Origin of the sequence: Amycolatopsis lurida (assembly GCF_900105055.1) — a bacterium.
GTDB classification, from domain to species: domain Bacteria; phylum Actinomycetota; class Actinomycetes; order Mycobacteriales; family Pseudonocardiaceae; genus Amycolatopsis; species Amycolatopsis lurida.
Genome location: NZ_FNTA01000004.1, coordinates 732,182 through 757,006, shown reverse-complemented (window position 1 = coordinate 757,006; position 24,825 = coordinate 732,182). Strand labels below are relative to the sequence as shown.

The window sequence follows — 24,825 nt, the reverse complement described above, 5'->3', positions numbered from 1 at the left end:
CATGCGAGTCGTGTTCGCGGGCGGTGGTGTCATCGCCCTGTTGACCGCGCTGGAGTGCTTGTCGGCCGGGCACGAAGTGGTGCTCGCCGACCAGGCGGACATCCCGTTCTCCGGCGCGACCTCGTTCGACCGGCACCGTGTGCTGCGCGCGTCGCAGGCCGGCGACCCGGCCACCACGGCGGCCGCGGTCGGCGCGCATCACGCGTGGATCGAGCTCGAACACCGGCTGGCCACGTCGTTCTACGAACAGGTCGGCGCGCTCACCGCGCTTCCGGCGCCCGAGGCGGCGGCCGCGCGTGAGCTGCTGACGGCGGCCGGATCGAAGGCCGAGGTGCTCGGCGCGGACGAGCTCGCGGCCGAATTCCCGCACGCCGGGTTCGTCCCGGGGACGGGTGCGATCTTCGAGTCGCATGCCGGGGTGCTGCTCGCCGATCGTGTGCTGACCGCGTGCGCCACACGGCTGCGATGGCACGCGAACGCGGAACTTCATCCGCATCGCAAGGTGACCGGGATCGACGCCGACCGGGCCGAGGTCCGGCTGGCCGACGGGGAGACACTTCGCGGTGACGCCGTCCTGGTGGCGGCGGGCCCGTGGTCCCGGGAACTGCTGGCGCCCGCGCTGTCCAGGGAACTCGTGCTGCACCGGCAGACGATGCTCTATTGCGACGTGCCGCCCGCCGACGCCGCCGCGTGGGCCGCGACCCCGGCGATCACGTCGCTCGGCTCCGACGGGGGCGCGTGGCTGGTACCGCCCGTCGCCGGGACGCCGTTGAAGCTCAGCGCCGCGAGCGCGTGCCGCGTCGTCGACGAGATCGGTGGCGCCACGGTGCCCTCGTGGTGGCGGGAACACCTGATCGACACGTTCGCCACGCTGATCCCGGGGTTCCGCCGGGACTGGCTGGTCGACACCCGGGACTGTCACTACCTGGCCCGGCGCTCCACCCTCGGCCCAATGCTCGCCGTCCTCGGCGACCGGGTGCTGACCTACGCGGCGTGCGGCGGCTCGTCGTTCAAGTTCGCCCCGCTGATCGCCCGGTCCCTGGCCGCGCGCCTGACCGGCGCCGACCCGGTCACGACCGGACTCGAACCGCTCGACCGGCCGCTCGTGCGAGCGGGCGGTGCCCACCCGATCCGTCCTGCCCTGCGAGGTGTGTCGTGAAACTGCTCGCGCTGGAAGCCAGCCAGAACTCCTACTACTACCTGCCCCGGTATCAGCAGATCGAGGACTTCGGCGGGGTGCTGTACGTGCTCAACGGGATCGGGACCGAGGATCTCTGGCCGTCCGAGCGGTACCGGATCGCCGGCAGCAACCACATCGACGACCTGATCCGGCACGCGAAGGCGTGGCACGCGGAGGAGTCCTTCGACGGTGTGCTCACCTTTTCCGAGTCCGGCGTGGTCCTGGTCGCCGCGGTGGCCGAAGCACTCGGCCTGCCCGGTATCGGCGTCGACGCGGCGCGGACCAGCCGGAACAAGCTGATCATGCGGCAGGCGCACGAGAAAGGCGGGGCCGCGCATCCGGACTACCGGTTCGTCGAAGATCTCGATTCGGCCCTTCAAGCGGCCGAAGACTTCGGCTATCCGGTGATCCTCAAACCGACCCTCGGCGCGGCCAGCAATTTCGTCTTCCGGGTCGACGACGAAGAGAAGATGCGAGAGCGCTACGCGCAGGCGCGCGAAGGCATCGACGGGATGTCCTGGTACAACATGGAGGCCGAAGGGCTGGATCTCGGCCCGCACGGCCTGCTCGTCGAGTCCTTTCTGGACGGTCATGAGCACCTCATCGAAGCGGTCGCCTGGGACGACGAGGTCTACCTCGGGTCCATTGTGGACAGGGTCACTTCCGAGGGCGAGACCTTCGACGACGACGTGCACCACGCGCCCACGTCGCTCACCACCGAGCAGGTGGCCGAAGTGCACTCGGTGGTCGCCGCCGGAGTACGGGCGCAGGGGCTGACCCGCGGCGCGCTGCACGCCGAGGTCCGCTTCCACCGGGGCAAACCGTTCCTGCTGGAGATCGCCGTGCGGCCCGGCGGTGGAGGACTCGACCACATGGCGCGGCTTTCGGCCGGCTACGACCCGATCAAGGGACTCATGGACGTCTCCCGCGGCGTGCGGCCGGACGTCGGGCACTTCAGCCCGACCGGGCTGCACACCGCCGCGATGTGCCTGATCTGCCCGGGCGGCGTGATCGCCTCGATCGACGTCCCGCCCGCGGTGAACGAATCGAACTCCTTGTACTACCTCAAGATCTTCGCCAAGCCGGGTGACCTGATCAAGCGCCCACCGCTCGGCAACAACATCTTCGGCGGTATCGGCGCGCTGGGCGCGTCCTTCGACGAAGCCATGCGCAACGCGAACGATCTCGCCGGGAAGATCGAGGTCAAACTCTCCGAAACCCAGAAATAGCAAAGGATACGACGAAACCGGGCCCTTACCCAGGGCCCGGTGGCGGAGGACGCCCAAAACCGCGTGGAGGAAGCGTGTCACGGACTGCCACCCAACGGCACTACCTGATGGTCAGGCCGACGTATTTCGACGTCGAGTACTCGATCAATCCCTGGATGGACCCGAAGAAACCGACGGACACCGAGCTGGCCATCGCGCAGTGGGAATGGCTGCGCGACCTGTACGTCGACCTGGGGCATCGTGTCGAGCTGCTCGAACCACTCCCCGGCCTGCCCGACATGGTGTTCGCGGCCAACGGCGCCACCGTGGTCGACGGGCAGGTACTCGTGGCGCGCTTCCACCACGTGCAGCGGGCGGGCGAGTCCGACGCGTATCTCAAGTGGTTCCGGGGCAACGGATATCGCTACGTGCGGCAGGCGCAGTGGGTCAACGAGGGGGAGGGCGACTATCTCGTCGCCGGGAAGACGATCCTCGCCGGGACCGGGTTCCGCACGAACCCGGAGGCGCACAACGAATCGCGCGAGTTCTTCGGCCGTCCGGTGACCAGGTTGACGCTGATCGACCCACGGTACTACCACCTAGACACGGCGCTCGCGGTCCTCGACGAGGACACGGTCATGTACTACCCGGGCGCGTTCTCCGAGGAAAGCCTTCTGCTGCTGAAGGAGCTGTATCCCGACGCGATCCTGGCCTCCGAGAGCGACGCCGCCGTGTTCGGGCTCAACGCCGTCTCCGACGGCAAGCACGTCGTACTGCCACAGGCGGCCACCGAGCTGACCGCGCAGCTGCGGGAACACGGCTTCGAACCGATCGGTGCCGACCTGTCCGAATTGCTCAAGGCGGGCGGCAGTGTCAAATGCTGCACGCTGGAACTGCGTGCCGGTTAGGGAGAGAAACTCGATGGATTCGGCTGTGCGGGACCGGGAGCGGCGCACCACGCTGCGCCGGATCGTCGTCGGGACGGCGTTGGTCGCGGTTCCGGCGGTGGTCGTCGTCGTGGTGCTCGGCCTGGGGTCGGCCTACACACCTGTCGCGAGCACGGGCGCCAAGGCCGCCGGCGGCGGGCCCGACACCTACGCGCGCCTGCTGGTCGCGCTGCCGGTGATCCTGGGCGCCTGCTACCTCGCGGGCGTCCTGGCCCGGCGGCTCGGCCAGCCCGCGGTGATCGGCGAGATCGTCGCCGGCATCCTGCTGGGGCCGTCGCTGTTCGGGCTCGTCTGGCCCGGCGCGTTCGGCTGGCTGTTCCCCGGCGGGGTGGTCACGGCGATCAACATCCTTTCGCAGCTGGGCCTGATCTTCTTCATGTACCTGGTCGGTTCGGAGATCGATCTCGGCGCGGTGCGCGAGCGCGGCTTCACCGCCGTGACGGTCAGCCAGGTCAGCATCGCGTTGCCGATGATCTGCGGCATCGTGCTCGCGCTCGGCATGTACCCGACCTTCGGCGGTGACGTCGGCTTCCTCGCTTTCGGACTGTTCATCGCGGTCTCCATGAGCGTGACGGCGTTCCCGGTGCTGGCGCGGATCCTGACCGACCGCGGCCTGTCGAAGACGCCGCTGGGGGCGCTGGCGTTGACCTGTGCCGCCGTCGACGACGTCGCCGCGTGGTGCCTGCTGGCCGTCGTGGTCGCCGTCAGCCAGGGCGGGACGCCGTCCGAGGTCTTCCTCACCGTCGGGCTGACCCTGGTGTTCGTCGTGGTCATGCTCTACGTCGTGCGGCCACTGCTGGCGAAGGCGCTCGCCCGGGTGCCGGAGTCGGCGGTGCTCGCGATCCTGCTCGGCGGGATCATGCTGTCGGCGCTGGCGACCAACGAGATCGGCATCCACGCGATCTTCGGCGCCTTCCTCTTCGGGGTGATCGCGCCGAGGAACGATCCGGTCGTCACCCGCGCCGCCGGGAAGCTCGGCAGCGTGACCCTGACGTTGCTGCTGCCGCTGTTCTTCGCCTACACCGGTCTGCACACCGAGTTCAGCCTGCTCGGCTCCGGATCGCTGTGGCTGTGGACCGCGGTGATCACGGCGGTCGCGGTGTTCGGGAAATGGGTGGGCAGCACCACGGCGGCCCGGCTGACCGGGGTCGGCTGGCGCGAATCACTGTCGCTCGGGGCGCTCATGAACTGCCGGGGGCTGACGGAACTGGTGGTGCTCAACGTCGGCCTCCAGTTGAAGGTGATCAGCCCGGCGGTGTTCGCGATGCTCGTGATCATGACGCTCGTGTCGACGATCGCGACCGCCCCCGCACTCAGTCTCATCGCCAAGTTCAAGACGAGACCGCCGGTCCAGCGGCGGCGGAAAGTGGATAGGACACCATGACCAGCAAGCAGGAAACCCTAGTCAGCACCTTCGTCGAGGTCGTCCTCGACGACGAAGTCCGGGACACCATCGGGAGTGAGCTGCGGACCTTCCCGAACCCCGTCGACGACATCGACCGCTCGCTGGCGATGCTCCGGGTCGCGTTCTCGAAGCTGCCGATCGACCAGTTGCAGACGATCCTGGACTTCGGCAGACATGTCGACACCCCCGGCGTCGCGCTCGTGCGCAACCTGCCGGTGGACGCGGAGCTCCCCGAGACACCGATCGACGGGGAGCCCAGCAAGGACAAGAAGACGTTCGTCGCCGAAGCCGTCCTTTTGGGACTGAGTCAGCTGCTCGGCGAGCCCGTCGGGTTCACCACGGAGAAGAGCGGGCGGCTCGTGCACGACGTCGTCCCGGTGTCGGCGGGGGCGCGGAGCCAGACGAATCAGAGCTCGCACGTGTTCTTGAACTTCCACAACGACATCGTGCACGACGAGGTCGGCCGCTACGACGTGTCCAATCCGGACTTCCTGGTGCTGAACTGCGTCCGCCAGGACGGGAACAAGGAAGCCGTCACCTACTACGCCGACGGCAGGGACATCTCGGCCGCGCTGGATCCTGAGGTGCTCGACGTCCTCCGTCGCCCGCTTTTCCGGCTCAACGCGCCCGGCAGCTATGTGCGTGACGTGGCCAAGGGCGCCGACGTGCTCTCCGACCTCGTGCCGGTCATCTCCGGGCCGGCGGAGTCCCCGGAAGTGGCGATCTCGGCCAACGGTGTGGTGGGGGAGACCGTCGAGGCGGAACAGGCGCTGGAGGAGCTGCAGCGGGTCTGCCGCGAGGTCGCGCACCAGGTCAAGCTGGAGCCGGGGACGGCGCTGCTGATCAACAACCGGAAGGGCCTGCACGCGCGGTCGCAGTTCTTCGCGCGGCACAACGGGCGGGACCGGTGGTTGCAGCGGACGTACATCCGCCGCAGCCTGTGGACGATCCGGTACCGGGGGACGGCGGAGGACCGGCGGGTGCACTGAGCCTTCCTGCCCGCGGTCGCGCCGTGCCTGGACGGACGACACGTGTGATTGGACGGACGACACGCGTGATCCGATGGACGACACGCGTGACTGGAGGGACGACACGACGCGGGGCCGGGCTCCGCCGCGTGTCGTCCGTCTGGACACGCGTGTCGTCCGTCCAATCACGAGTGTCGTCCGTCCAGTCACGCGAAACCGCGCTTGGCCCTGCGGGATGCGAAAGCCACTTTCGCAACGTTGAAGGTTGCGAAAGTGGCTTTCGCAACGCTCGGCCTGGGTGGTCGGCCGGTGACCATGCCGAGGCCGGGACCGGGCATGTTCGAGAAGGCGGTCAGCCGGGTAACCGTCGGCGAAAGCACCCGACGGGAGGGAACCGATGGCAGACAAGTTACGGCCGCCGCAGCAGCAGGAACCACCGGGCGTGACATCGAAGATGGACCCGCCGCCTCGTGACTCCATGGAGGATTACGAGGGCCGCGAGCTGCTGGCAGGCAAGCGCGCGCTGATCACCGGCGGTGACTCCGGGATCGGCCGCGCGGTCGCCATCGCCTTCGCGAAGGAAGGCGCCGACGTGGCGATCGCCTACCTCAACGAGCACGAAGACGCGAAGTACACCGAGGAACGCGTACGCGCTGAAGGGCGCGAGTGTCTCCTCCTGCCGGGCGACCTCGCCGAGGCGGCGCAGTGCCGGGAGATCGTGGACCGGACTGTGAAGGACCTGGGTGGCCTGGACATCCTGGTCAACAACGTCGCCACGCAGTGGCCGGTCGAGTCCCCGGAGGAGCTCACCGACGAGCAGTGGACGCATACCTTCGACGTGAACATCCACAGCTTCTTCCGGGTGACCAACGCCGCCTTGCCCCATCTGGGTGAGGGCTCGGTCATCATCAACACCGGCTCGGTGAACGGCTTGCGCGGCAACAAATCGCTCATCGACTACTCCGCGACCAAGGGTGCCGTGCACGCCTGGACGTACGCGATGGCGCAGGCACTGGCCGATCGCGGCGTCAGGATCAACTGTGTCGCGCCTGGTCCGGTGTGGACACCGCTGATCCCGTCGACCTTCCCGCCCGAGAAGGTGGAGAAGTTCGGTCTTCAGGTGCCGTTCGAGCGGGCGGCGCATCCCGACGACCTCGCGCCGTCGTACGTCTTCTTGGCGTCCAACCGGCTTTCGTCGTACTACAGCGGCGAGGTCATCGCCGCGCTGGGCGGCGAGACGACACCCGGCTGAGGCGCGCCACGGCGTCGACGACCGCGTCGGGCGCGAGGCGGTCCAGGCACGGATGGCCGGGCACGGGGCAGACCCGGGCCCGGCTGTCCTTGCACGCCGCGTGCTGGTCGCCGAGAACTTCGGACGGCACACCGTACGGTGCCCACCGCGACGCCGGCACGACAGGGGCGAACAGCGAGACGACCGGCGTCCCGACGGCGGCCGCGAGGTGGGCGGGGCCGGTATTGGGCGCCACCACGACGTCCGCCGCCGCGAGCACGGCCGCCAGTTCGGACAGTCCCGTCCGGCCACCCAGATCGAGGGCGGTTCCGGCGACCTGCCTGGTCAAAGCGCTTTCCGACGGCGAGCCTGTCACGACGACCCGGCGTCCGGCGGCCTGCAACGCCCGCACGATCGCAGCCGACCGTCCGGCGGACGGTTGCCTGGCCGGGACCGACGCGGCGGGATGGACGACCACGTAGTCCTCGTCGCCGACCAGGTCCTCCACCGGCGGCAGGGGCCAGCGGACGGCGAGACCGCCGTCGTCGCCGGGCGGCAACGAGAATCCCGCTTCCTCGGCAAGGGAGAGCATCCGGACCGGCTCCGGCGGATCACCGGGAACGTGATGCCGCAGATTCAGCAGCGACCCGGGGTAGTCCTCGCACACCGCGCCGATCCACGGCACGCCCGCCATCCGCAGCAGCAGCGCCAGCGGGAGCGGGGACTGGTGGAACGACGTCAAGATCAAGGCCGAGTCGAAGGAGAACTCGCGCAAGCGCCGGACGAACGCGTCGGTGTCCTCCTGGGTGACCGGTGGCGGTTCGGGGTCGATCCACGGTGCGCACCAGCTGATGACCTCGTCCACGCCGGGCAGCAGTTCGCCCGCGGCGCGGCCCCGGGGCCCGGTCAGCAGGACCACCCGGTCCGCTCCGGCCGCGACCGCGCGGACACAGGGGCCGGCGAGCAGGACGTCGCCGAGGTTGTCCATCCTCGCGACCAGCACGTTCATCGGCTGCCCGCGACGGCCAGATGCACGGCTTCGGCGAGGTCCCGTGCGACGGTCGCCCGACGACGGGCGCGGTCGATCTCCTCCGGCCGGGTCCGTGCCGTCGGGATGAGGATCCCGCGGGCTCCGGCAGCGAGGGCGGCGTCGACGTCGGCGCCGGTGTCGCCGATGACCACGCACCGGCGGACGTCCACTCCGAGCGCTTCCGCGGCCTGGCGCACGAGTCCCGGCGCGGGTTTGCGGCACGGGCAGCCGTCACCGTCGTCGTGCACGCAGACCTGCCAGGTGCCGAACGGGCCGAGGACCTGTTCGACGCGGGCGTTCACGGCGGCCAGCCGATCCGGGGTGATCAGGCCTTTCGCCACCCCGGACTGGTTGCTGACCACGCCGATCCTGATCCCCGCCGCCCGGAGGCCGTGCAGGAGTTCTTTGGCACCGGGCACGGGCCGGACGCCGTCGGGATCGTCGAGGTAGGGCACGTCGACGATGAGGGTGTCGTCACGGTCGAACAGCAAGGCCTGCGGCCGCCGGGCCAGCCGGTGCCGGAGTTCCCCGCGCAGCCGGTGATAGCAGGCCGCGGGCGGGATGAGGACGCTGGTCAGCAGCATCCGCGCCACCTCGCCCGGAGTGAGCGGTCCCGGGGCGATCCGGCGTGCGGCGAACTCGGCGGTCAGCCCCGCCCACACCCCGGCCGCCGCGGTGGCGGCCTTACGGCGCCCCAGGGCGAACAACGCCGCGGCGCCCGCCGCGCTGACGGTGGCCAGCGCGTGCCGTTCGAGCCGTCCGTGTCCGGCCCCGGTCTGCTGTCGCCAGAGAACCCCGTGCTTGTGCCGCATGAGCGCGTCGTCGGCGTTGCCCCGCTGGGCGCGGAGGCTGGCCAGCGGACCCGACCGTTTGGGCGGATGGACGGTGACGCGGTCACCCCGTGCGATGAGGTAACCCGCCTTGGCGACCTGCAAGGCCAGATCGGAATCCTCCCGGTAGGCGCGGGGGAAACGTTCGTCGAAACCGCCGACCTCGGTGAGCACGGACCGGCGGTAAGCCATGTCGGCCGTGATCCACTTGGCCGTCTCCAGCCCGGCCGTTCCTCGTTCGTCGTCGGTCGGGCGGCGGTCCGGCGGCAGCGGTACGACGAGCCGTGCCTGCGACGCCGCGGTCTCCGGCCCGAGGGGGAGGAGGTCTTCGGCGAGTTTCCGCGGCCAGTCCGAGCCGATCACCACGTCGTCGTCGAGGAAGGCGATCCACTCGGTCCGGGCTCGCCGCCAGCCCGCGTTACGGGCGGCGGCGGGACCGCGTCCGCCGGAGCGGACCACTTCGATTTCCGTACTGGACGGGGGAAGCCGCAGTTCGTCACCACCGGGCCGGTCGTCGGCGACGACGATCCGCGCGGGCCGGGGTTCCCCGGCGGCTTCGATCCCGGCCAGGAGCGTATGGAGGTTCTCCCGGCCGGTCGTCGGAATCACGATCGTGTAGTCGAGGTCGCTCACCCTCTTCCGGTACCCGGGAGGCACCGCCGCAAACTCCGGTCAGGCCGGGATCGCGTCGGTCTTCCTGGTCCAGGTGCGATGCTCGCCCAGCTGCGCGAGGAACGCGGCGAAGAAGCCGTCGGGCAGGGTCGCCTCGGCCGCCGTGGTGGTCACCACGCCCTGGTCGATCAAGGTTTCGCTGCCGTCGGCCAGGTTCGCGGTCACGCCGGCCCGGCGCAGCAGGTCCAGACCCGAACCGAAGGCGGCCACCGGTTTGCCGTGCTTGTACGCCTCGGCGACGAAATGCACGGCGTACCCGTCGCGTTCGAGGACGGTGATCGCGCTAGGGCCACATGGGACGGCGACGGCGTCGTAGAGAACGGAAGCCATGGTGTTGAGCTGCCTGTCCGGCCGCAGCGGGTCCCCTTCACCCCCCGGCCGGAGCTCGGCCTCGGTCGGCGCGAGGACCTCGGCGATCGCGCCCTGCTCGGTCAGCGCCTCGACCAGGCGGCGGACGCCGATCGTGTCCACCCCGTCGGCGGCGAGCACCGCGACCTTCCGGCCGGTCGGGGCGACCGAGGGCTGGTTGAGCTGGGAAAGCGCGGGGGACGTGCGGTCGTGATGGGGTGTGGCGGGAGCGGCGGGCACGGTCACCCCGATACCCTCGGCCACCCGGGCCGCGAGGTCGTGGTCGACGTTGTTGAGCTCGACGACGGTCCGCGCCCGGACCTCCCGGTCCTCGACCTTGCCCAGTTCGAACCGGAACGCGGCGACGATGTGCTCGCGTTCGACCTGGGACATGCTGTTCCAGAACAGCGTCGCCTGACTGTAGAAGTCTTTGAAGCTTTCGCTGCGTTCCCGGATCTTGTGGCCCGCCACGGCTTCGGTGTAATGCCGGAAGACGCCGGAATCGGCGATCGCCGGGCAGCCGCCGCCGAGCGAGTTCGGGAAGTAGCTCGTCCGTCCTTGGTGGATGTTCTGCTGTCCGTGCCCGTCGCGCTGGTTCGTGTGCACCGGCGCGATCGGCCGGTTCACCGGGAGCTGGGAGAAGTTGGGGCCGCCGAGCCGGATCAGCTGCGTGTCGAGGTACGAGAAGTTCCGTGCCTGCAGCAGCGGGTCGTTGGTGAAGTCGATGCCGGGTACCACGTTGGCGGTGTGGAAGGCGATCTGCTCGGTCTCGGCGAAGAAGTCCTCGGGGTTGCGGTCCAGTACCATCCGCCCGACCGCCCGAACCGGCACCTGCTCCTCGGGGATGATCTTCGTGGGGTCCAGCAGATCGAAGTCGAAGTCGTGCTCGGAGTCCTCGGCCACCAGCTGAACGCCCAGCTCCCATTCCGGATACTGCCCGGCCTCGATGGCGTCCCACAGGTCGCGCCGGTTGAAGTCGGGGTCCTTGCCGGCGATCTTCTGGCATTCGTCCCACACCAGGGAATGCGTGCCGAGTACGGGTTTCCAGTGGAACTTCACGAAGGTGCCCTCGCCGTCGGCGTTCACGAGCCGGAACGTGTGGACACCGAAGCCCTGCATCATCCGGTAGCTGCGCGGCAGCGCGCGATCGGACATCAGCCAGAGCACCATGTGCAGGCTTTCCGGTTGCAGCGAAACGAAGTCCCAGAAGGTGTCGTGCGCCGACTGGGCCTGCGGGATCTCGTTGCGCGGTTCGGGTTTGACCGCGTGCACGAAGTCGGGGAACTTGATGCCGTCCTGGATGAAGAACACCGGCATGTTGTTGCCGACGAGGTCGTAATTGCCCTGACGGGTGTAGAACTTCGTCGCGAAGCCGCGGACGTCGCGGACCGTGTCGGCCGAGCCGCGCGAACCGGCGACGGTGGAGAACCGCACGAACACGGGGATCTTTTCGCCGCTGGTGAGGAATTCCGCGACCGTGTAGTCGGCCAGCGCGTCGTCGTAGGCCTCGAAGAAGCCGTAGGCGCCCGCGCCGCGCGCGTGCACGACCCGTTCGGGGATCCGCTCGTGGTCGAAATGCGTGATCTTCTCGCGGGCGTGGAAGTCCTCCAGCAGTGTCGGGCCCCGGACTCCCGCGGTCAGGGAGTCGTTCGTGTGGTCGACGCGAACACCCTGCTGCGTGGTCAGCGCCGATTGTCCGGGATCCACACGACTTCCGCCCAGTTGTTCGTCTTTCGCGTCTTCTCGATGCTGTGCCACTGGTGTCGCCCCTTCGTGGTGGTGGTCTTCCCTCGCGGCTACCCCGGCACTGTTTCGGCAAAACGACAGCGGGTAACCGGCGCGCAGGGAAACTTCGAGGAGGTGCGAATGACGACGGTGGACCGGCCTGTCGTGCTGGAGATCCGCGACCCCGCCGACGACAGGCTCGTCGGCAGCGTCAAGGCGGCGACCCCCGACGGCGTCGAAACGGCGATCGCCACGGCGAAACGGCGGGCACCGGGCTGGGCCGCCACGCCGGCGGCCGAACGCGGGATCGCGCTGAAGGACGCGGCCAGGTCGCTCCGGGAGCGCGCGGGTGAACTCGCCGTCCTCATCGAGAGCGAGACCGGCAAGCCCCGTGACGAGGCCGAGGAAGGTGTCCTTGCCGGGGCCGGGACCTTGGAGCAGTACGCCGAACTGGGCCCGGTGCACCGCGGCCGGTCCCTGCTGGGCGATCCGTCGGCGACCGACCTGATGGTGCCCGAACCGCGGGGCGTGGTCGTGGCGCTGACGCCGTGGAACGACCCCGTCGCCGTGGCCTGCGGGCTGCTGGGGGCCGCGGTCGTCACGGGCAACACAGTGGTGCACAAGCCGAGCGAACGCTGCCCGCACACCGGCGCGTGGCTGGGGAACGTGCTGTCGGAGGCGCTTCCCGAGGGAGTACTGCAGACCGTGCAGGGCGACGGGAGCGTCGGTGCCGAACTCGCGGCCCACCGGGACGTCGACATCATCGCTCATGTCGGCAGTACCGTCGCGGGTCGTTCGATCGCGGCGAGCGCGGCGCGGACCGGCGCCAAGGCGTTGCTGGAGAACGGCGGCAACGATCCGCTCATCGTCGACGCCGGGGTGGATCCGGTCTGGGCGGCCGAGCAGGCGGCGACCGGAGCCTTCGCCAACTCCGGCCAGATCTGTGTCTCGGTCGAACGGATCCTGGTGCACCAGGACGTCGCGGATGCCTTCCTCACCGCACTGGTCGCCGAAGCCGGCAGGCGCCGACTGGCCCCGCTCGTCGACCGGCGCCACCGCGAGGGGGTGCACGCCCAGGTCGCGGAAGCGATCGCGCAGGGCGCCGATCCGCTCGTCGGCGGTGTCCTGCCGGACGGCCCCGGCGCCTTCTACCCGGCGACCGTCCTCACCGGATGTACCTCTGGGATGCGGATTCTCCGCGAGGAGACGTTCGGCCCGGTCGCGCCGGTGAGCGTGGTCGCGGACTTCGAGCAGGCGCTCGGCCGGGCGGCCGAGGGCGAGTACGGTCTCGCCGCCACGGTGCTGACCTCCTCGATGGCGCACGCGCAGCGGGCATGGCGCGAACTCCCGGTCGGGACCGTGAAGATCAACAACGTCTTCGGCGGCGCGCCCGGGGGGGCCGCTCAGCCGCGGGGTGCCAGCGGCAGCGGTTACGGCTATGGACCCGAACTGCTCGACGAGATGACCCAGACGAAGGTCGTCCACCTGGCACCCCCGGGACCGTGATGCGCTGGACGGCGCCGTTCGCCTGGGCCGCCCGGGCGTTCCGCGTTCCGGGAGAGGAACGCCGGAGTCTCATCCAGACCACGAAGGCCACGGCCGCGGCGGTGATCGCGTGGATCGTCGCGACGTCGGTGCTGCGGCTCCCGCAGCCCTTCCTCGCGCCGTACGCCGCGGTGTTCCTGGTACAGGCCACCGTTTACCGCTCGCTGTGCGGCTGGGCGCAGCAGGTCGGCGCGGTGAGCGTGGGAGTGTTGCTCGCGGCGGGCGCCGGTCAGCTCATCCCGTCGGTGACGGTGGCACTCGGGCTGGTCATCTTCGTCGGATTGCTCATCGGCTCATGGCGGGGGTTCGGCGATTCCGGGGTCTGGGTCGGGATCACCGGCATGCTGCTGATCTCCTACGGCAACGCGACCGAACCCGTCCTGCTCGCCGACCGGCTGCTGGAGACCGCGCTGGGCGCGGCGATCGGCGCGGTGCTCAACGCGGTGATCCTGCCGCCGCTGCACGGCGAACGCCTGCGGGCGGCGACCTCCCGGCTGGCCGGGGCGATCGCCGACCTCCTCGACGAGACCGCGGAAGTGGTCCGCGGTGGCGAGGCGACCGACGCACTGGACGGCCGTCTGCAGGACGTCCGCAGCCTGGCCGCGGAGGCGGAAGAGGCGATCGGCTGGACCCGGGAGGGCCGGTACCTGAATCTCCGCGGACGGCGTGAGATCCACGAGGAACCTTTGTCGAACCTCATCTCCCTGTGGCAGCCGCTCGCCCAGCTGATCGACGCCGTGAACGAGGCTGCCCGGAGCGAGCAGCCATTCAGGCATCCCGGCGAGTACGCGCGCGGGGTGATCGGTGACCTGCTCGAAGCGCTCGCCGAGGTCGTCCGTTCGGGCGACGCGGACGAACTGGATCGGTGCGGCAGGCTGCTCGACGAGATCGACCACCTGCTCGTCACGCCCACCGACGAGATCGCCACCTCGATCGGACTGGGGGCGATGGCGTTGCCCGCTCGCCGCCTCGTCCAGCGGATCCGCGCCGATTAAGCCGGGGCGACGGCGGGTAACCGTACTCATGAGCAGCAGTGGCAAGCGGATCGTGGTCACCGGCGCCACCGGTAACGTCGGGACGGCGGTGGTGCGCGCGCTGGGTGCGGACCCCGAGGTCGGCTCGATCGTCGGACTGGCGAGGCGCCCCAGCCGCTGGGAGAGCCCGAAGACCGAGTTCGTCACCGCCGATGTCGCCCGCGACGATCTCCGGGCCGTGTTCGACGGCGCCGACGTGGTGATCCATCTGGCCTGGCTCTTCCAGCCCACACACCGGCCCGAGGTCACCTGGCGGGCCAATGTGCTGGGTTCCATCCGGGTTTTCGAAACCGCGCAGGCGATGCGGGTGCCGTCGCTGGTGTACGCGTCCTCGATCGGGGCGTACTCGCCGAGGGACGACGATCACCCGGTGGCCGAGGACTGGCCGACGCACGGCTCGCCCAACGCGGCGTACACCCGGGAAAAGGCTTATGTGGAGCGGGTTCTGGAGGCGTTCGACCGCAGGCATCCACGGATGCGGGTGGTCCGGGTCCGCCCGGGATTCCTCTTCCAGAAGGCCGCGGCGCCCGAACAGCGCCGTCTTTTCGGCGGGCCGCTCGTACCGGGCAAGCTGCTGCGGCCGTCGCTCGTCCCGATTCTTCCGGACATCCCGCAACTGAGGATCCAGACCGCGCACACCGAAGACGTGGCCGACGCTTACCGCCGTTGCGCGCTCCAGGACGTCAAGGGCGCCTTCAACATCGCCGCCGACCCGGTGCTCGACACCCGCGCGCTGGCGCGGATCTTCGGCGCCAGGCCGGTGAAGGTCCCGGCCACTTTCATCCGGAACGCGCTCGCCGCGGCCTGGTCGCTGCACCTGATTCCGGCCACGCCGGGGCTCTTCGACGCGGTCCTGCATCTCCCGGTGATGGACTGCACGCGCGCCAGGCAAGAGCTGGGCTGGACGCCACGATACTCGTCGGAGGACGCGATCGAGGCGTTCCTCAAGGGGTTGCGGGAAGGCGAGGGGTTCCCGACCGAACCGCTGAAAGCAGACGTCGGCCGGGGTCATGAACTGGCCACCGGAGTGGGGGAGCGACCGTGAACGAGAAGGAACTGCTGCACACGCTGACCAAAGTGGTGTCCACTTTGGACCAAACTTCGGTGCGGTTCGCCGTCGCGGGCGGTCTCGCCGTGTACGCGCGGGGCGGCCCGCCGTCGGACCACGACGTCGACCTCTTCCTCAAGCACGAGGACATCGAGACGGCGGCGGACGCGCTGGTGGCCGCAGGGCTGAGACGGGTGCATCCACCGGAGGACTGGCTCACCAAGGTCTACGACGGCGACTGTCTCGTGGACCTCATCTTCCGGCCGAATCATCGGCCGGTCACCGACGAGATGCTCGACCGCGCGTCGCTGATGCGGGTGGGGGCGACCGCCGCCCCGGTGCTCAACGGGACCGACCTGCTCGTCGACAAGATGCTCGTGCTCAGCCCGCACCGCTGCGATTTCGGGCCGCTGCTGCGGATCGCCCGTGACCTCCGCGAGCAGGTCGACTGGCACCGCGTGGCCGAGGAGACCGCCGAATCGCCGTACGCCTGGTCGTTCCTGACCCTGCTCGCGGCACTGTCCATCATCGACGGAAAGGAGCTTCCGATGCCCGAGGAAGCGCCACAGTACCTGGTCGCCAGGCTCACCAAGGCGCTGGCGGAGGATCCGAGGACCGCCGAACTCGGCGTGCACGTCACCGTGCGCGGCGACCAGGTGCGGCTCAGCGGCGAGGTCCCCTGCGCGAATCGCAAGGCCGACATCGAGGCGGTCGTCTGCGACCACATCGCGGCCGAGCTGGTGCACAACGACGTCCGGCTGGCCGACGTCCGCGAGCCGTCGCACGCCGAGGAGATCCGGTGATCCGGGTCGCCGCGGTCGGGGACGTCCACCTCGGGGAGGACAACCGGGGCCTGCTGCGGCCGGCATTGGACAACATCGCCGAACACGCCGAGGTGCTGCTGCTCGCGGGCGACCTCACCCGGCACGGCAGCGTCGAAGAGGCGAGGGTCGTGGCCGACGAGTTCGCCGGGCTCGACGTCCCCGTGGTGGCGGTGCTCGGCAACCACGACTACCACTCGGACGAGGCGGAAGCGGTCAGCGGGCTGCTGGAGGAAAGCGGGATCACCGTCCTGGAGGGTTCGGCCACCACCCTGGAACTGGACGGCGGGAAGCTGGGTGTCGCCGGGGTGAAGGGGTTCGGCGGCGGGTTCGCGGGCAAATGCGCGAGCCGGTTCGGCGAACGCGAGATGAAGGACTTCGTCGATCACACGATGGCGACCGCCAAGCGCCTGCGCACCGCGCTGGAGGGGCTCGAACACGAGCAGCCCGACGTGACCGTCGCGTTGACGCACTACTCGCCGATCCCCGGCACCCTGCACGGCGAACCGCCCGAAATCCACCCGTTCCTGGGGTCGTACCTGCTGTGCGAGCCGATCGACGACGCCCAGGTGGCGCTCGCCGTGCACGGGCACGCGCACTATGGCAGCGAGCAAGGTGTCAGCCCGGGCGGCGTCCCCGTGCGCAACGTCGCCCAGCCGGTGATCCGTGCGGCGTATGCGACGTACGTTCTCGAACCCGCGAAAGTGCTGACATGAGGGATCGATTCCATGGGGAGCTGAGCGTCCTCGGTGAGCTCCTGTCGAGCATGTGCGGGATGGCCTGCGAGGAACTGCGGCTCGCGAACCGGGTCTTCCTCGACCGGGACACCGAAGCCGCCGCCGAACTCGCGGCGGTCGAGGCGAAACTGAACGCGGCACGGACGACGTGCGAGCAGACCGCGCAGAAGCTGCTCGCCCTGCAGGCGCCGGTCGCGCGCGACCTGCGGACCGTGCTCGCGGCGGTGTACTGCGCCGACCGGCTGGAGCGGATGGGCGACCTCGCCAAGCACATCGCCGACCAGGCCGCGCGAGCGCCGGAATTCGCCGTCCCCGGCGCGCTCGCCGGCCGGTTCGGCGAGATGGCCGGGCTCGTCTGCTCGATGGCGGAAGACCTCGGCGCGGCGATCGAGGGACCGACCGCGGAGGTCTTCCACTCGCTCGCCCGGTCCGATCAGCGTGTCGACGCGCTGTACGAGGAACTGATGACGCTGGTCACCGAGCCGGACTGGCCGCACGGCGTCGCGCCCGCCATCTCGGTGGCGCTGCTGGCGCGGTTCTACGAACGGTTCGCGGACCAGGCCGTTTCGGTGGCGCGGCGGGTGGACTTCGCGCTCACGGGGGAGCTGCCCGAGTCTTCCGTGCGGGATGTGCACGCTTCGCTTTGAGGCTCCCGCGAAGACCTCCTGGCTGGAATAGGGACGGCGGCGGGTGTTGCGAAAGTGGCTTTCACAACGTCGGCGCCGGGCCGGGCCGAGGCTGAGCGGCAAAGCCGTGAAGGCCTCCTTCCCTACCTTGAGTGTAGGGAAGGAGGCCTTCACGGAAGAAGGCTCAGGTGGCGCGGTCTGTCAGCGCGTCCCGGATCTTGTCGATGAACGCTGTCCCCGGCGCCAGGATCCGGTTCGCCGGCGGCCGGTCCGGGGCGGCGGGATGCGGCCGCGTCGGGGCGATCTTCTTGGCCCGCAACACCTTTTCCCCCAGCTCCCGCAGGTCTTCCGGCGAGCAGGCGGCCTGCAGCTTCGGCAGCAGGTCGGTTTCCTCCTCTTCGATGTGGTGCCGGACGTCCTCGATCAGCTTGCCGACCAGCTGGTCGAAGCGCTTGTCCGTCGGTTCCAGGCCGATGAGGTCGCTCATCACCCGTTCGGCTTCGGCGTGCTCCTCGATCTCGTGGTCGGCGACTTTGTCGCCGTCGGGGAGGTGCTTCCGCGCGGCGGGGTACATGTGCTGTTCTTCGGCGACCGAATGCCGCACGAGTTCGGCGATCACGTGGTCCGCGAGGTCCTTCCGGTGCCGGTCACCGCCCTTGCCGGACTCGAGTTCCTTGAAGATCCGTTCGAAGGCGCGGTGGTCCTCGGTGATCACCGAGACGAGGTCGTGTTTCGTGGTGGTGGTCATGGACACTCCTGTCCGTGGTCGTCAGTCCGACGCCGCACGGATACCCGTTCCCCGCGGTTCAATCACCCGGATTCGTCGGTGACGTGATGCGGCGCGCCCACGGGTTTGGATTCCGGGGAGCCGCGCTGGCGCAGGTACACACTGAACACCGCCATCGAGCCGATGGCGAGGAATTCCGACTGCCAGTTCTGGAGTGTGCGGTTCCAGAAATCCGCCGACGCCAGATAGCCGGACCACGACTCCGGATCACCGAATTCGGTGAGCTGCTCGGCGTTGTAGGCGCTCATCCCGGCTACGGACTGGGCCAGCCAGGACAGCAGGAACAGCCCCAGCATCACCAATCCGAGTGACATGGAGAAGATTCCCGTACGCCAGCCGCCCGCTCTCGCCCATTTCGGGGAGTCGGCCGTCGAATGCCGGCCGATCTGCTGCTCCTTGTCCGTCTCCAGGCCTGCCCGGCCCCTCGGTTTCGATTCCGGGGAACCGCGCTGCAACAGCCACACGGTCGCGAACACGTACAGGAAGAACTGCAGGTACTCCGATTGCCAGTTCTCGGCGACGTCGACGGCGAAATCCGCGGATGTCAGGTAGTCGAGCAGGCCGATCGATTCGGCGGCATGGCTGAGCCGCCGGTCGTTGTAGTCAGCGAGGCCCGCGAACGCCTGTCCCGCGAGACTCAGCAGGAACAGCAGCCCGAACGCCAGCGAGAGGGCGTTGTCACGAAGAAAGCGCCGCATCATCGGCCTCCTTCACCGGTGGAGCAGGCCGAGTAGGACGCAATAGCCGAGGACGGCCACGACGAAGACGAGATAGACGGTGAACACCGGGCGCGCTTTCACGGTCCACCCACCGCACAGTCGTAGACCTGTTCGTTCCGGTGGCGGCAGCCCGCACCCGTGATCACCCAGCCGGTGGAGGATTCGTGCAGGAAGAGCGTGTCGCGGGCGGTCCTCACCTGGGCTTCTTCACTCCAGACCGAGACCGTTTCGGGCGTTCCGTCCGGGACGTTCGCACCCGCGAGGCCCCGTTCGCAGCTCTCCGGGGCCCAGGATTCCTGTGCCCGGGGTGCCAGCAGCGCACACGCCGAGCGGTGATCGCCCGACGCGAGCGCTCCGAGGAACCGCGCGGCGGCCTCTTTCACCGGCTCTTGCCCGCTCGCTCCGGTACAGCCGGCGAGCAGGAGGCAAGCACCGAACGCCAGCGTCTTGACGATCATGGAACCGGGGTACCCGGCTGTGGCGTCGTTCACACCTGGTGTCAGGCGGCGGGGTACTGCTTCTCCCGCAACAGGTTCGCCAAGTGGACGGCGTTGCGCGCGAGGGTCGCGTTGGTCGAAGCGACCGCTTCGGGTGTTTCGTCGAGATCGTTGTAGTCGCCGCCCTTCATCGCCTCGCCGTTCCAATAGGTCCCACCTTGGGCGGGCACGGTGAAACCGACGTCGTTGAGGGCCTGGAACAGGTCGGCGGTGATCTTGTGCGCCCCGTCCTCGTTGCCGACGACGGCGGTGACGCCGACCTTGCCGAACATCGCGGGCCTGCCCTCGTCGTCCGTTTCGGACAGTTCGGCGTCGAGCCGCTCCAGGACGCGCTGGGCCACACTGGACATGTGGCCGACCCAGGTCGGGGTCGAGAGCAGCAGGATGTCGGCCGCGGCGATCTTCCGGCGGATCCCCGGCCAGGCGTCGCCGTCGCCCATGTCACCTTCCACGCCGGGTTTGACGTCGTGGTCGACGACGCGCACGAGTTCACCGGTGGCGCCGTGCCCGGCCAGTTCGTCGAGCAGCTGCTGGGCGATCAGCGCGCTGCTCGACGGCACGGGGGACGGTTTGAGCGAGCACACCAGTGCGAGGGCCTTCAACGGCTGGGTCATCCTGTCCTCCTGTTCGGGTCCGTACCGAGCCCCATATGGGTGAAGCCCGCTTCGCCGACGGCCGCCGGATCCAGGAGATTCCTGGCGTCGACGACGACGGCGCGCTCGGTGGCGGCGGCGAGCCGTTCCCAGTCGAGCTCGCGGAACTCGGGCCACTCGGTGAGCACCACCAGCGCCGCCGCGTCCTTCGCGACCAGGTACGGGTCGTCGACGACCTGGACGATGTCCGGCTCGACGGCCTCGACGCCGGGGTCGTACGCGGTCAGCACCGCGCCGCTCCTGGCGAGCTCCCGCGCGACCGCGAGCGCGGGAGACTCACGCAGATCCCCGGTCCCCGCCTTGAACGCCAGTCCGAGCAGCCCGATACGAGTGCCCGAGAGCGAGCCGTCCGAAACCCCGGTGATCGCGAGGCGGATCTTCCGCACGACGGCCGCCCGCTGGCGCGCGTTGGCCTTCATGGCGTCACGCAGGATGCCGAAGTCGACGCCCGCGTTTTCGGCGGTCCGCAGCAGCGCGGCGGTGTCCTTGGGCAGGCACGAGCCGCCCCAGCCGGGGCCGGGCACGAGGAAGGCGGGGCCGATCCGCGAATCGAGCCCCATGAGCCGCCCGACGTCACGGATGTCGGCGCCGTAGTGCTCGCAGAGTTCGGCGAGGACGTTCACATAGGACACTTTCAGCGCCAGGAAGGCGTTGCTGGCGTATTTCGCGAGCTCGGCGCTGGCCGGATCGGTGAACCACACCGGCGCGTTCGTCTCGCCGTACAACGCGGCAACCCGTTCGGCGGCCGCCCGGTTCTCCGGCACCGAGCCGAGGACGATCCGGTCGGGCCGCAGGAAGTCTTCGACGGCGTGCCCCTCGCGGAGGAACTCGGGATTGCTCACCACGGGCAGATCCGGCCGCCCGAGCAGCTCCGCCAGGCGGGTCCCGGTGCCGACCGGCACGGTGGACTTGGTGACGACGGCACAGCCGGGCCGCAGCAGGCCGGGGAGCGTGGCCACGACCTCTTCCAGCACCCGGACGTCGGCGGCGCCGTCCTTCCCTTCCGGAGTGGGCAGGCAGAGCAGCACGAAGTCCACATCGGACAGCTCAGGCGGCTCGGTGGTGAACCGGAGCCGCCCGCTGCCCAGCCCGTCCCGGACGAGTTCCGTGAGCCCCGGTTCGACGATCGTCACCTCGCCGCGCACCAAGTCGTCCACTTTGGACTGGTCGTTGTCGACGCAGACCACTTGATGCCCCAGCTGCGTGAAGCACGCGGCGCTCGTGAGACCGACGTAGCCGGCGCCGATCACTCCCACCCGCTCACCCACGGGAAGCCCCCGCGGCCAGCAGGCCTTCGGCCGCGGAGAGGACGCGCTCCTCGCGTAACAGCAGCAGCCCCGGATCCGGGGCTTCGCCGTGCGGATCGCCCACGTCGCCCACCCAGAGGACGGTGTGCTGCCGGGCCTCGGGAGGCGGGCCCCACAGCCGCGGCGGGGTCGGCCCGAAGAGCAGGACCGACGGCGTCCCGTATGCGGTGGCGAGGTGACCGACACCGGTGTCGCCGCAGATGACCAGCCGCGCTTCAGCCACGGTCGCGGCCAGTTCGGCGAGCCCGTCGCCGGCGAGCACCGACTCGGCCGGCAGCCCGGCCGCTTCGGCGATCTCGCGGGCGAGCGGTGCTTCCGCCGCGTTTCCCGTGACGACCACCCGGTGACTTCCGGAGAGCGCCCGCGCCACCCGCGCGTACCGGTCCGGCGGCCAGCGCCGGGCGGCGAACGCGGCACCGGGATGGATCACCACCGCGCCCGCCGCCGGGCTGGGACCGGGCGGCGGCGGCAGCGCGAGATCGGTGCGGTCGGCCGGGATGCGGGCGGCCTCGAGCAGACGGCACCAGCGGTCGACTTCGTGCGCTTCGGCGGGCCAGTCCGGTCCGTCGACGCCGGGGAAGTCCGGATGCCGGTGCGTGATCAGTTCGAGCGGGTCCTGGGCGAGCAGGTCGTGGATGCTCTCCGGGCCGCGGCCATGCAGGTTCACCGCCAGCCGCGGCGGCTCGCCGGGCCAGGACAGTTCGCCCAGTCCGGCCGTCGGGAGCAGCTCGTCCACCGCGTCGATCAGTTCGACGATGTCGCGCAGCTTCTCGGGCGCGGCGAGCACCAGGCGCTCGCCGTCGAAGGCGCGGCGCAGCGCCCGCAGAGCGGGAATCGCGGTGAGCAGATCTCCCAGGCCGAGGGCGCGCAGCACGAGGATGCCACCGGTCACGGCCAGGACCCCTCTTCCGAAGCGCACACCACGAGTTCGCGGACCTCGCAGCCGGGCGGCTGGGACAGCGCGAACACCACCGAAGCCGCGACGTGCTCGGGCTGGTTGAGTTTCGCGTCCGGCGGCGGCTTGTACTGCTCGGCCCGGTCGTCGAAGAACGCCGTGTGCATGCCGCCGGGGATCAGCAGGGTCACCCCGACCCGGCCCGCCAGTTCCATGGCGAGTGCCCTGGTGAAGCCGACGACGCCGAATTTCGAGGCGCAGTAGGCGCTCGCGTCCCCGGCCACCCGCAGCCCCAGCGTCGACGCGCAGGTCACCACCGTGCCGTGGCTCAGCCGCAGATGGGGTAGCGCCGCGCGGACGACCGCGGCGGTGCCAAGAAGATTGACCCGCACGACGCGTTCCCAGTCCTCTGTGGACACTTCGTCGAGCGCGCCGCACGCGTCGGTTCCCGCCGCGGTGAAGACGCCGTCGATCCCGCCCGCCCGTTCGGCGAGTTCGTCCACGGCGCTCGCGGCCGCGGCGGAATCGGCCAGGTCGGCCTGGACGAAGGCGACGTCGGACGCGGGTTCGGCGCGGTCGATGACGAGGGGTGTGCCACCCGCTTCGCGGACGGCTTCCACGGTCGCGGCACCGAGTCCGGAGGCGCCGCCGGTGATCAGGACGTTGCCGAGAGGGCGCATCATGCTCCTTCCGCCGCGGCCACCAGCCGGGTGGTGGAATAGCCGCGGATGGTCGGGATCAGGACGATCTCGCCGCCGTGCCTGCGCACGACGGCACTTTCGGGGAGTTCCGTGTCCGCGTAGTCGCCGCCCTTGACCCAAACGTCCGGGCGGAGGCGGTCGAGTACCGCGGCGGGATCGGGTTCGTCGAACACCACGACGGCGTCGACCGAAGAGAGTTCGGTGAGCAGCCTGGCGCGGTCCCGGGCGGTCACGATCGGCCGTCCCGGGCCCTTCAGGCCGCGCACGGAGGCGTCGGAATTGAGGCAGACGACGAGGGCGTCGCCCAAGGCGCGAGCCTGCCGCAGCAGACTCGCGTGCCCGGGGTGCAGCAGGTCGAAACAGCCGCCGGTGGCGACGAGCCTGCCGCCTCCCGCGCGGACCCGTGCGGCCACGTCGAACGCCGAAGCGCCGCGGTGCGCCGTCTCCGGCCGCGGTTCGTTGTCCACAGTGGACAGCGTGGCGGCGCCGCCCGTGGCGACGAACCGCGCCGCCGTCTCGACCCCGGTGGCCACCGCGTCGGCGGTGGACGCCCCGTCGAGCAGCGCGGCGGTGACCGCGGACGCGAAGCGGTCGCCCGCACCGCAGGTGTCCTTGGCGACGACGCCCGACGGCGGCCGGAACGTGGTGCACGAGCCGCCCTCGGTCAGCACCGCGCCTTGCGAACCCGTGGTCACGCAGACCGCGTCGGCCTTCCAGCGCGAGTGCACCTGCTTCGCGAGGTCTTCGGCGTCGGCGCGGGATTCGGTGAGCTGCTCGGCTTCGGCGAGATTCGGGGTGGCGAGCCGGATTCCCGCGACCGGCTCGGCTCCGCGGGGATGCGGATCCCAGACGACCGGGATGGTGCCCGCCAGTTCGGCGAGCAGCTCGCGGACCTCCGGATGGCCGGTCACGCCGCGGCCGTAGTCGGCGACGAGGATCGCGCCCGCCGAACGCAGCGCTTCACGGACGCCGGCGGTGAGCGGCGAGTGCTCCGCCCTCCCGTCCCCGCTGTCGAGGCGGACCAGCGATTGCCCGGCGGCGCGAACACGCGTCTTGGTGACGGTGGTGCCGCACAACGGCATCGGCACCACCCGGACCTCGCGCTCCAGAAGCCCAGCCAGGGTGCGGCCTGCCTGGTCGCCCCCCAGCGGGGCGACCAGGACGACCTCGGCAGTGGACCGGGCCGCGAGCAACGCGGCCAGCCCGGCGCCGCCCGGCCGCCGCCACTCGCGGGCGAGGTCGACCACGGGGACCGGCGCGTCCGGGCAGAGCCGGTCCGACGTGCCGTCGACGTCGACGTCCAGCAAGGCGTCGCCCAGTACGACCAGCGGCCTCACGTGGGCACCCCCAGCGCGTCGTCGAACGCGGTGCACAGGGCGTGCACCAGCGCGAGATGGACCTCCTGCACGGTCGCCGTCGACGGCGCCTCCACCGGGATCGCGTCGTCGCACAGCGCAGCCAGCGGGTTGGGGGAGGGGCCGGTGAACGCCCAGGTGGTGACGCCGAGCTCGTGCGCGGCCTTCGCGGCCGCGACGACGTTCTGGCTCCCTCCACTGGTCGAAAGGCAGACGAGGATGTCGCCGGGCCGGCCGTGCGCGCGCACCTGGCGGGCGAAGACCTCGTGCTCGCCGTAGTCGTTGACGATGGCCGTCACGGCGGAGGTGTCCGCGTGCAGGGCGATCGCCGAGAACGGCTGCCGGTCGTTGCGGAACCGGCCCACCAGTTCGCCGGTGAGGTGCTGGGCTTCGGCGGCGCTCCCGCCGTTGCCGCACGCGAGCAGCCGTCCGCCCGAGGACAGCACGGTGGCCAGCCGGTCACCCCAGTCACGGAGCTTCGGCGACCACGAAGCGGACTTCCCGGCGGCCTCGCTCAACGCTGCGAAGTGTTCTTCGATCACGACACACCTCCAAG

Annotated in this window: 24 protein-coding genes; 12 read left to right on the top strand and 12 right to left on the bottom strand. The window is 70.2% G+C overall.

All coding sequences use genetic code 11. From position 1 onward, the window contains the following. Nucleotide 1 precedes the first annotated feature (1 nt). The 6 genes from BLW75_RS08620 (at nt 2) to BLW75_RS08595 (ending at nt 6,960) form a co-directional block, all read left to right on the top strand. On the top strand, nt 2–1,159 hold the full coding sequence (locus BLW75_RS08620; protein ID WP_034319706.1) for an NAD(P)/FAD-dependent oxidoreductase: 1,158 nt from the start codon (nt 2–4) through the stop codon (nt 1,157–1,159). After that, nucleotides 1,156–2,409, top strand: a complete 1,254-nt coding sequence (locus tag BLW75_RS08615) for an ATP-grasp domain-containing protein (protein WP_034319709.1) — start codon at nt 1,156–1,158, stop codon at nt 2,407–2,409. Before BLW75_RS08620 ends, BLW75_RS08615 begins: the two co-directional genes overlap by 4 nt. Before the next feature lie 74 nt (nt 2,410–2,483). After that, entirely contained in the window at nt 2,484–3,296 is an 813-nt protein-coding gene (gene ddaH, locus BLW75_RS08610; RefSeq protein ID WP_034319712.1) for a dimethylargininase, read from the top strand. Between the two features lie 13 nt (nt 3,297–3,309). Continuing rightward, the gene (locus BLW75_RS08605; RefSeq protein ID WP_103746187.1) at nt 3,310–4,719 is read left to right on the top strand and encodes a cation:proton antiporter; all 1,410 of its coding nucleotides are present in this window, start codon (nt 3,310–3,312) and stop codon (nt 4,717–4,719) included. Continuing rightward, nucleotides 4,716–5,729: a TauD/TfdA family dioxygenase gene (locus tag BLW75_RS08600; protein WP_034319716.1), complete on the top strand. Its 1,014-nt coding sequence runs from the start codon at nt 4,716–4,718 to the stop codon at nt 5,727–5,729. Before BLW75_RS08605 ends, BLW75_RS08600 begins: the two co-directional genes overlap by 4 nt. A 376-nt stretch (nt 5,730–6,105) precedes the next feature. Beyond that, entirely contained in the window at nt 6,106–6,960 is an 855-nt protein-coding gene (locus tag BLW75_RS08595) for an SDR family oxidoreductase (protein ID WP_034319719.1), read from the top strand. On the opposite strand, the gene BLW75_RS08590 is transcribed toward BLW75_RS08595, so the two are convergent. Genes BLW75_RS08590 through BLW75_RS08580 form a run of 3 tightly spaced genes read right to left on the bottom strand, consistent with a single transcriptional unit; the run spans nt 6,923 to nt 11,577 of the window. Next, nucleotides 6,923–7,948: a glycosyltransferase family 9 protein gene (locus BLW75_RS08590; protein WP_034319721.1), complete on the bottom strand. Its 1,026-nt coding sequence runs from the start codon at nt 7,946–7,948 to the stop codon at nt 6,923–6,925. The genes BLW75_RS08595 and BLW75_RS08590 overlap by 38 nt on opposite strands. Continuing rightward, nucleotides 7,945–9,432 (bottom strand): HAD-IIIA family hydrolase, encoded by a 1,488-nt coding sequence (locus BLW75_RS08585; RefSeq protein WP_034319725.1) that lies wholly within the window; start codon nt 9,430–9,432, stop codon nt 7,945–7,947. The genes BLW75_RS08590 and BLW75_RS08585 overlap by 4 nt, the downstream gene beginning before the upstream one ends. Nucleotides 9,433–9,471: 39 nt before the next feature. Further along, complete coding sequence (locus tag BLW75_RS08580; RefSeq protein ID WP_034319729.1) at nt 9,472–11,577, bottom strand: catalase; 2,106 nt, start codon at nt 11,575–11,577, stop codon at nt 9,472–9,474. 108 nt (nt 11,578–11,685) lie between these two features. Between BLW75_RS08580 and BLW75_RS08575 the strand changes: the two genes are divergently transcribed. The 6 genes from BLW75_RS08575 to BLW75_RS08550 are packed head-to-tail and all read left to right on the top strand — an operon-like array spanning nt 11,686 to nt 17,376. Beyond that, on the top strand, nt 11,686–13,050 hold the full coding sequence (locus tag BLW75_RS08575) for an aldehyde dehydrogenase family protein (RefSeq protein WP_034319732.1): 1,365 nt from the start codon (nt 11,686–11,688) through the stop codon (nt 13,048–13,050). Beyond that, on the top strand, nt 13,050–14,084 hold the full coding sequence (locus tag BLW75_RS08570; protein WP_091597177.1) for an FUSC family protein: 1,035 nt from the start codon (nt 13,050–13,052) through the stop codon (nt 14,082–14,084). The genes BLW75_RS08575 and BLW75_RS08570 overlap by 1 nt, the downstream gene beginning before the upstream one ends. A gap of 28 nt (nt 14,085–14,112) precedes the next feature. Further along, complete coding sequence (locus tag BLW75_RS08565; protein ID WP_034322933.1) at nt 14,113–15,168, top strand: NAD-dependent epimerase/dehydratase family protein; 1,056 nt, start codon at nt 14,113–14,115, stop codon at nt 15,166–15,168. Beyond that, nucleotides 15,165–15,974 carry a nucleotidyltransferase family protein gene (locus BLW75_RS08560; protein WP_034322936.1) on the top strand — a complete coding sequence of 270 codons (810 nt, stop codon included), beginning with the start codon at nt 15,165–15,167 and terminating at the stop codon, nt 15,972–15,974. Before BLW75_RS08565 ends, BLW75_RS08560 begins: the two co-directional genes overlap by 4 nt. Continuing rightward, a complete protein-coding gene (locus BLW75_RS08555; RefSeq protein ID WP_091597174.1) occupies nt 15,971–16,708 on the top strand; it encodes a metallophosphoesterase family protein in 738 nt (245 codons plus the stop codon). Before BLW75_RS08560 ends, BLW75_RS08555 begins: the two co-directional genes overlap by 4 nt. Beyond that, nucleotides 16,705–17,376 carry a phosphate signaling complex PhoU family protein gene (locus BLW75_RS08550; RefSeq protein WP_034322939.1) on the top strand — a complete coding sequence of 224 codons (672 nt, stop codon included), beginning with the start codon at nt 16,705–16,707 and terminating at the stop codon, nt 17,374–17,376. Before BLW75_RS08555 ends, BLW75_RS08550 begins: the two co-directional genes overlap by 4 nt. Nucleotides 17,377–17,539: 163 nt before the next feature. Here the strand turns inward: BLW75_RS08550 and BLW75_RS08545 are convergent, their stop codons facing one another. From BLW75_RS08545 to BLW75_RS08505, 9 genes are all read right to left on the bottom strand, one after another. After that, nucleotides 17,540–18,103 carry a hemerythrin domain-containing protein gene (locus BLW75_RS08545; protein ID WP_034322941.1) on the bottom strand — a complete coding sequence of 188 codons (564 nt, stop codon included), beginning with the start codon at nt 18,101–18,103 and terminating at the stop codon, nt 17,540–17,542. Nucleotides 18,104–18,165: 62 nt separating this feature from the next. Further along, nucleotides 18,166–18,840, bottom strand: coding sequence for a DUF6766 family protein (locus BLW75_RS08540; protein WP_034323049.1), 675 nt, complete (start codon nt 18,838–18,840; stop codon nt 18,166–18,168). Nucleotides 18,841–18,938: 98 nt separating this feature from the next. Continuing rightward, complete coding sequence (locus tag BLW75_RS08535) at nt 18,939–19,319, bottom strand: hypothetical protein (protein ID WP_034323052.1); 381 nt, start codon at nt 19,317–19,319, stop codon at nt 18,939–18,941. Nucleotides 19,320–19,360: 41 nt separating this feature from the next. Continuing rightward, complete coding sequence (locus BLW75_RS08530; protein WP_034322943.1) at nt 19,361–19,972, bottom strand: flavodoxin family protein; 612 nt, start codon at nt 19,970–19,972, stop codon at nt 19,361–19,363. Then, the gene (locus tag BLW75_RS08525; protein ID WP_091599631.1) at nt 19,969–21,267 is read right to left on the bottom strand and encodes a UDP-glucose dehydrogenase family protein; all 1,299 of its coding nucleotides are present in this window, start codon (nt 21,265–21,267) and stop codon (nt 19,969–19,971) included. Before BLW75_RS08525 ends, BLW75_RS08530 begins: the two co-directional genes overlap by 4 nt. A gap of 4 nt (nt 21,268–21,271) precedes the next feature. Further along, on the bottom strand, nt 21,272–22,216 hold the full coding sequence (locus tag BLW75_RS08520; RefSeq protein ID WP_034323056.1) for a glycosyltransferase family 9 protein: 945 nt from the start codon (nt 22,214–22,216) through the stop codon (nt 21,272–21,274). Next, nucleotides 22,207–22,893 carry an SDR family oxidoreductase gene (locus BLW75_RS08515; RefSeq protein WP_034323058.1) on the bottom strand — a complete coding sequence of 229 codons (687 nt, stop codon included), beginning with the start codon at nt 22,891–22,893 and terminating at the stop codon, nt 22,207–22,209. The genes BLW75_RS08520 and BLW75_RS08515 overlap by 10 nt, the downstream gene beginning before the upstream one ends. Further along, a complete protein-coding gene (locus BLW75_RS08510) occupies nt 22,893–24,251 on the bottom strand; it encodes a PfkB family carbohydrate kinase (RefSeq protein WP_034322950.1) in 1,359 nt (452 codons plus the stop codon). The genes BLW75_RS08515 and BLW75_RS08510 overlap by 1 nt, the downstream gene beginning before the upstream one ends. Next, a complete protein-coding gene (locus tag BLW75_RS08505) occupies nt 24,248–24,811 on the bottom strand; it encodes a D-sedoheptulose-7-phosphate isomerase (protein WP_034322952.1) in 564 nt (187 codons plus the stop codon). Before BLW75_RS08505 ends, BLW75_RS08510 begins: the two co-directional genes overlap by 4 nt. Between the last annotated feature and the right edge of the window lie 14 nt (nt 24,812–24,825).

What these genes read in the sequence shown, in the direction of transcription:
- BLW75_RS08620 (WP_034319706.1), top strand. Translation starts at nt 2, where the DNA reads ATGCGAGTCGTGTTCGCGGGCGGTGGTGTCATCGCCCTGTTGACCGCG.
- BLW75_RS08605 (WP_103746187.1), top strand. Translation starts at nt 3,310, where the DNA reads ATGGATTCGGCTGTGCGGGACCGGGAGCGGCGCACCACGCTGCGCCGG.
- BLW75_RS08600 (WP_034319716.1), top strand. Translation starts at nt 4,716, where the DNA reads ATGACCAGCAAGCAGGAAACCCTAGTCAGCACCTTCGTCGAGGTCGTC.
- BLW75_RS08595 (WP_034319719.1), top strand. Translation starts at nt 6,106, where the DNA reads ATGGCAGACAAGTTACGGCCGCCGCAGCAGCAGGAACCACCGGGCGTG.
- BLW75_RS08590 (WP_034319721.1), bottom strand. Translation starts at nt 7,948, where the DNA reads ATGAACGTGCTGGTCGCGAGGATGGACAACCTCGGCGACGTCCTGCTC.
- BLW75_RS08575 (WP_034319732.1), top strand. Translation starts at nt 11,686, where the DNA reads ATGACGACGGTGGACCGGCCTGTCGTGCTGGAGATCCGCGACCCCGCC.
- BLW75_RS08570 (WP_091597177.1), top strand. Translation starts at nt 13,050, where the DNA reads ATGCGCTGGACGGCGCCGTTCGCCTGGGCCGCCCGGGCGTTCCGCGTT.
- BLW75_RS08565 (WP_034322933.1), top strand. Translation starts at nt 14,113, where the DNA reads ATGAGCAGCAGTGGCAAGCGGATCGTGGTCACCGGCGCCACCGGTAAC.
- BLW75_RS08550 (WP_034322939.1), top strand. Translation starts at nt 16,705, where the DNA reads ATGAGGGATCGATTCCATGGGGAGCTGAGCGTCCTCGGTGAGCTCCTG.
- BLW75_RS08545 (WP_034322941.1), bottom strand. Translation starts at nt 18,103, where the DNA reads ATGACCACCACCACGAAACACGACCTCGTCTCGGTGATCACCGAGGAC.
- BLW75_RS08540 (WP_034323049.1), bottom strand. Translation starts at nt 18,840, where the DNA reads ATGCGGCGCTTTCTTCGTGACAACGCCCTCTCGCTGGCGTTCGGGCTG.
- BLW75_RS08535 (WP_034323052.1), bottom strand. Translation starts at nt 19,319, where the DNA reads ATGATCGTCAAGACGCTGGCGTTCGGTGCTTGCCTCCTGCTCGCCGGC.
- BLW75_RS08530 (WP_034322943.1), bottom strand. Translation starts at nt 19,972, where the DNA reads ATGACCCAGCCGTTGAAGGCCCTCGCACTGGTGTGCTCGCTCAAACCG.
- BLW75_RS08515 (WP_034323058.1), bottom strand. Translation starts at nt 22,893, where the DNA reads ATGCGCCCTCTCGGCAACGTCCTGATCACCGGCGGCGCCTCCGGACTC.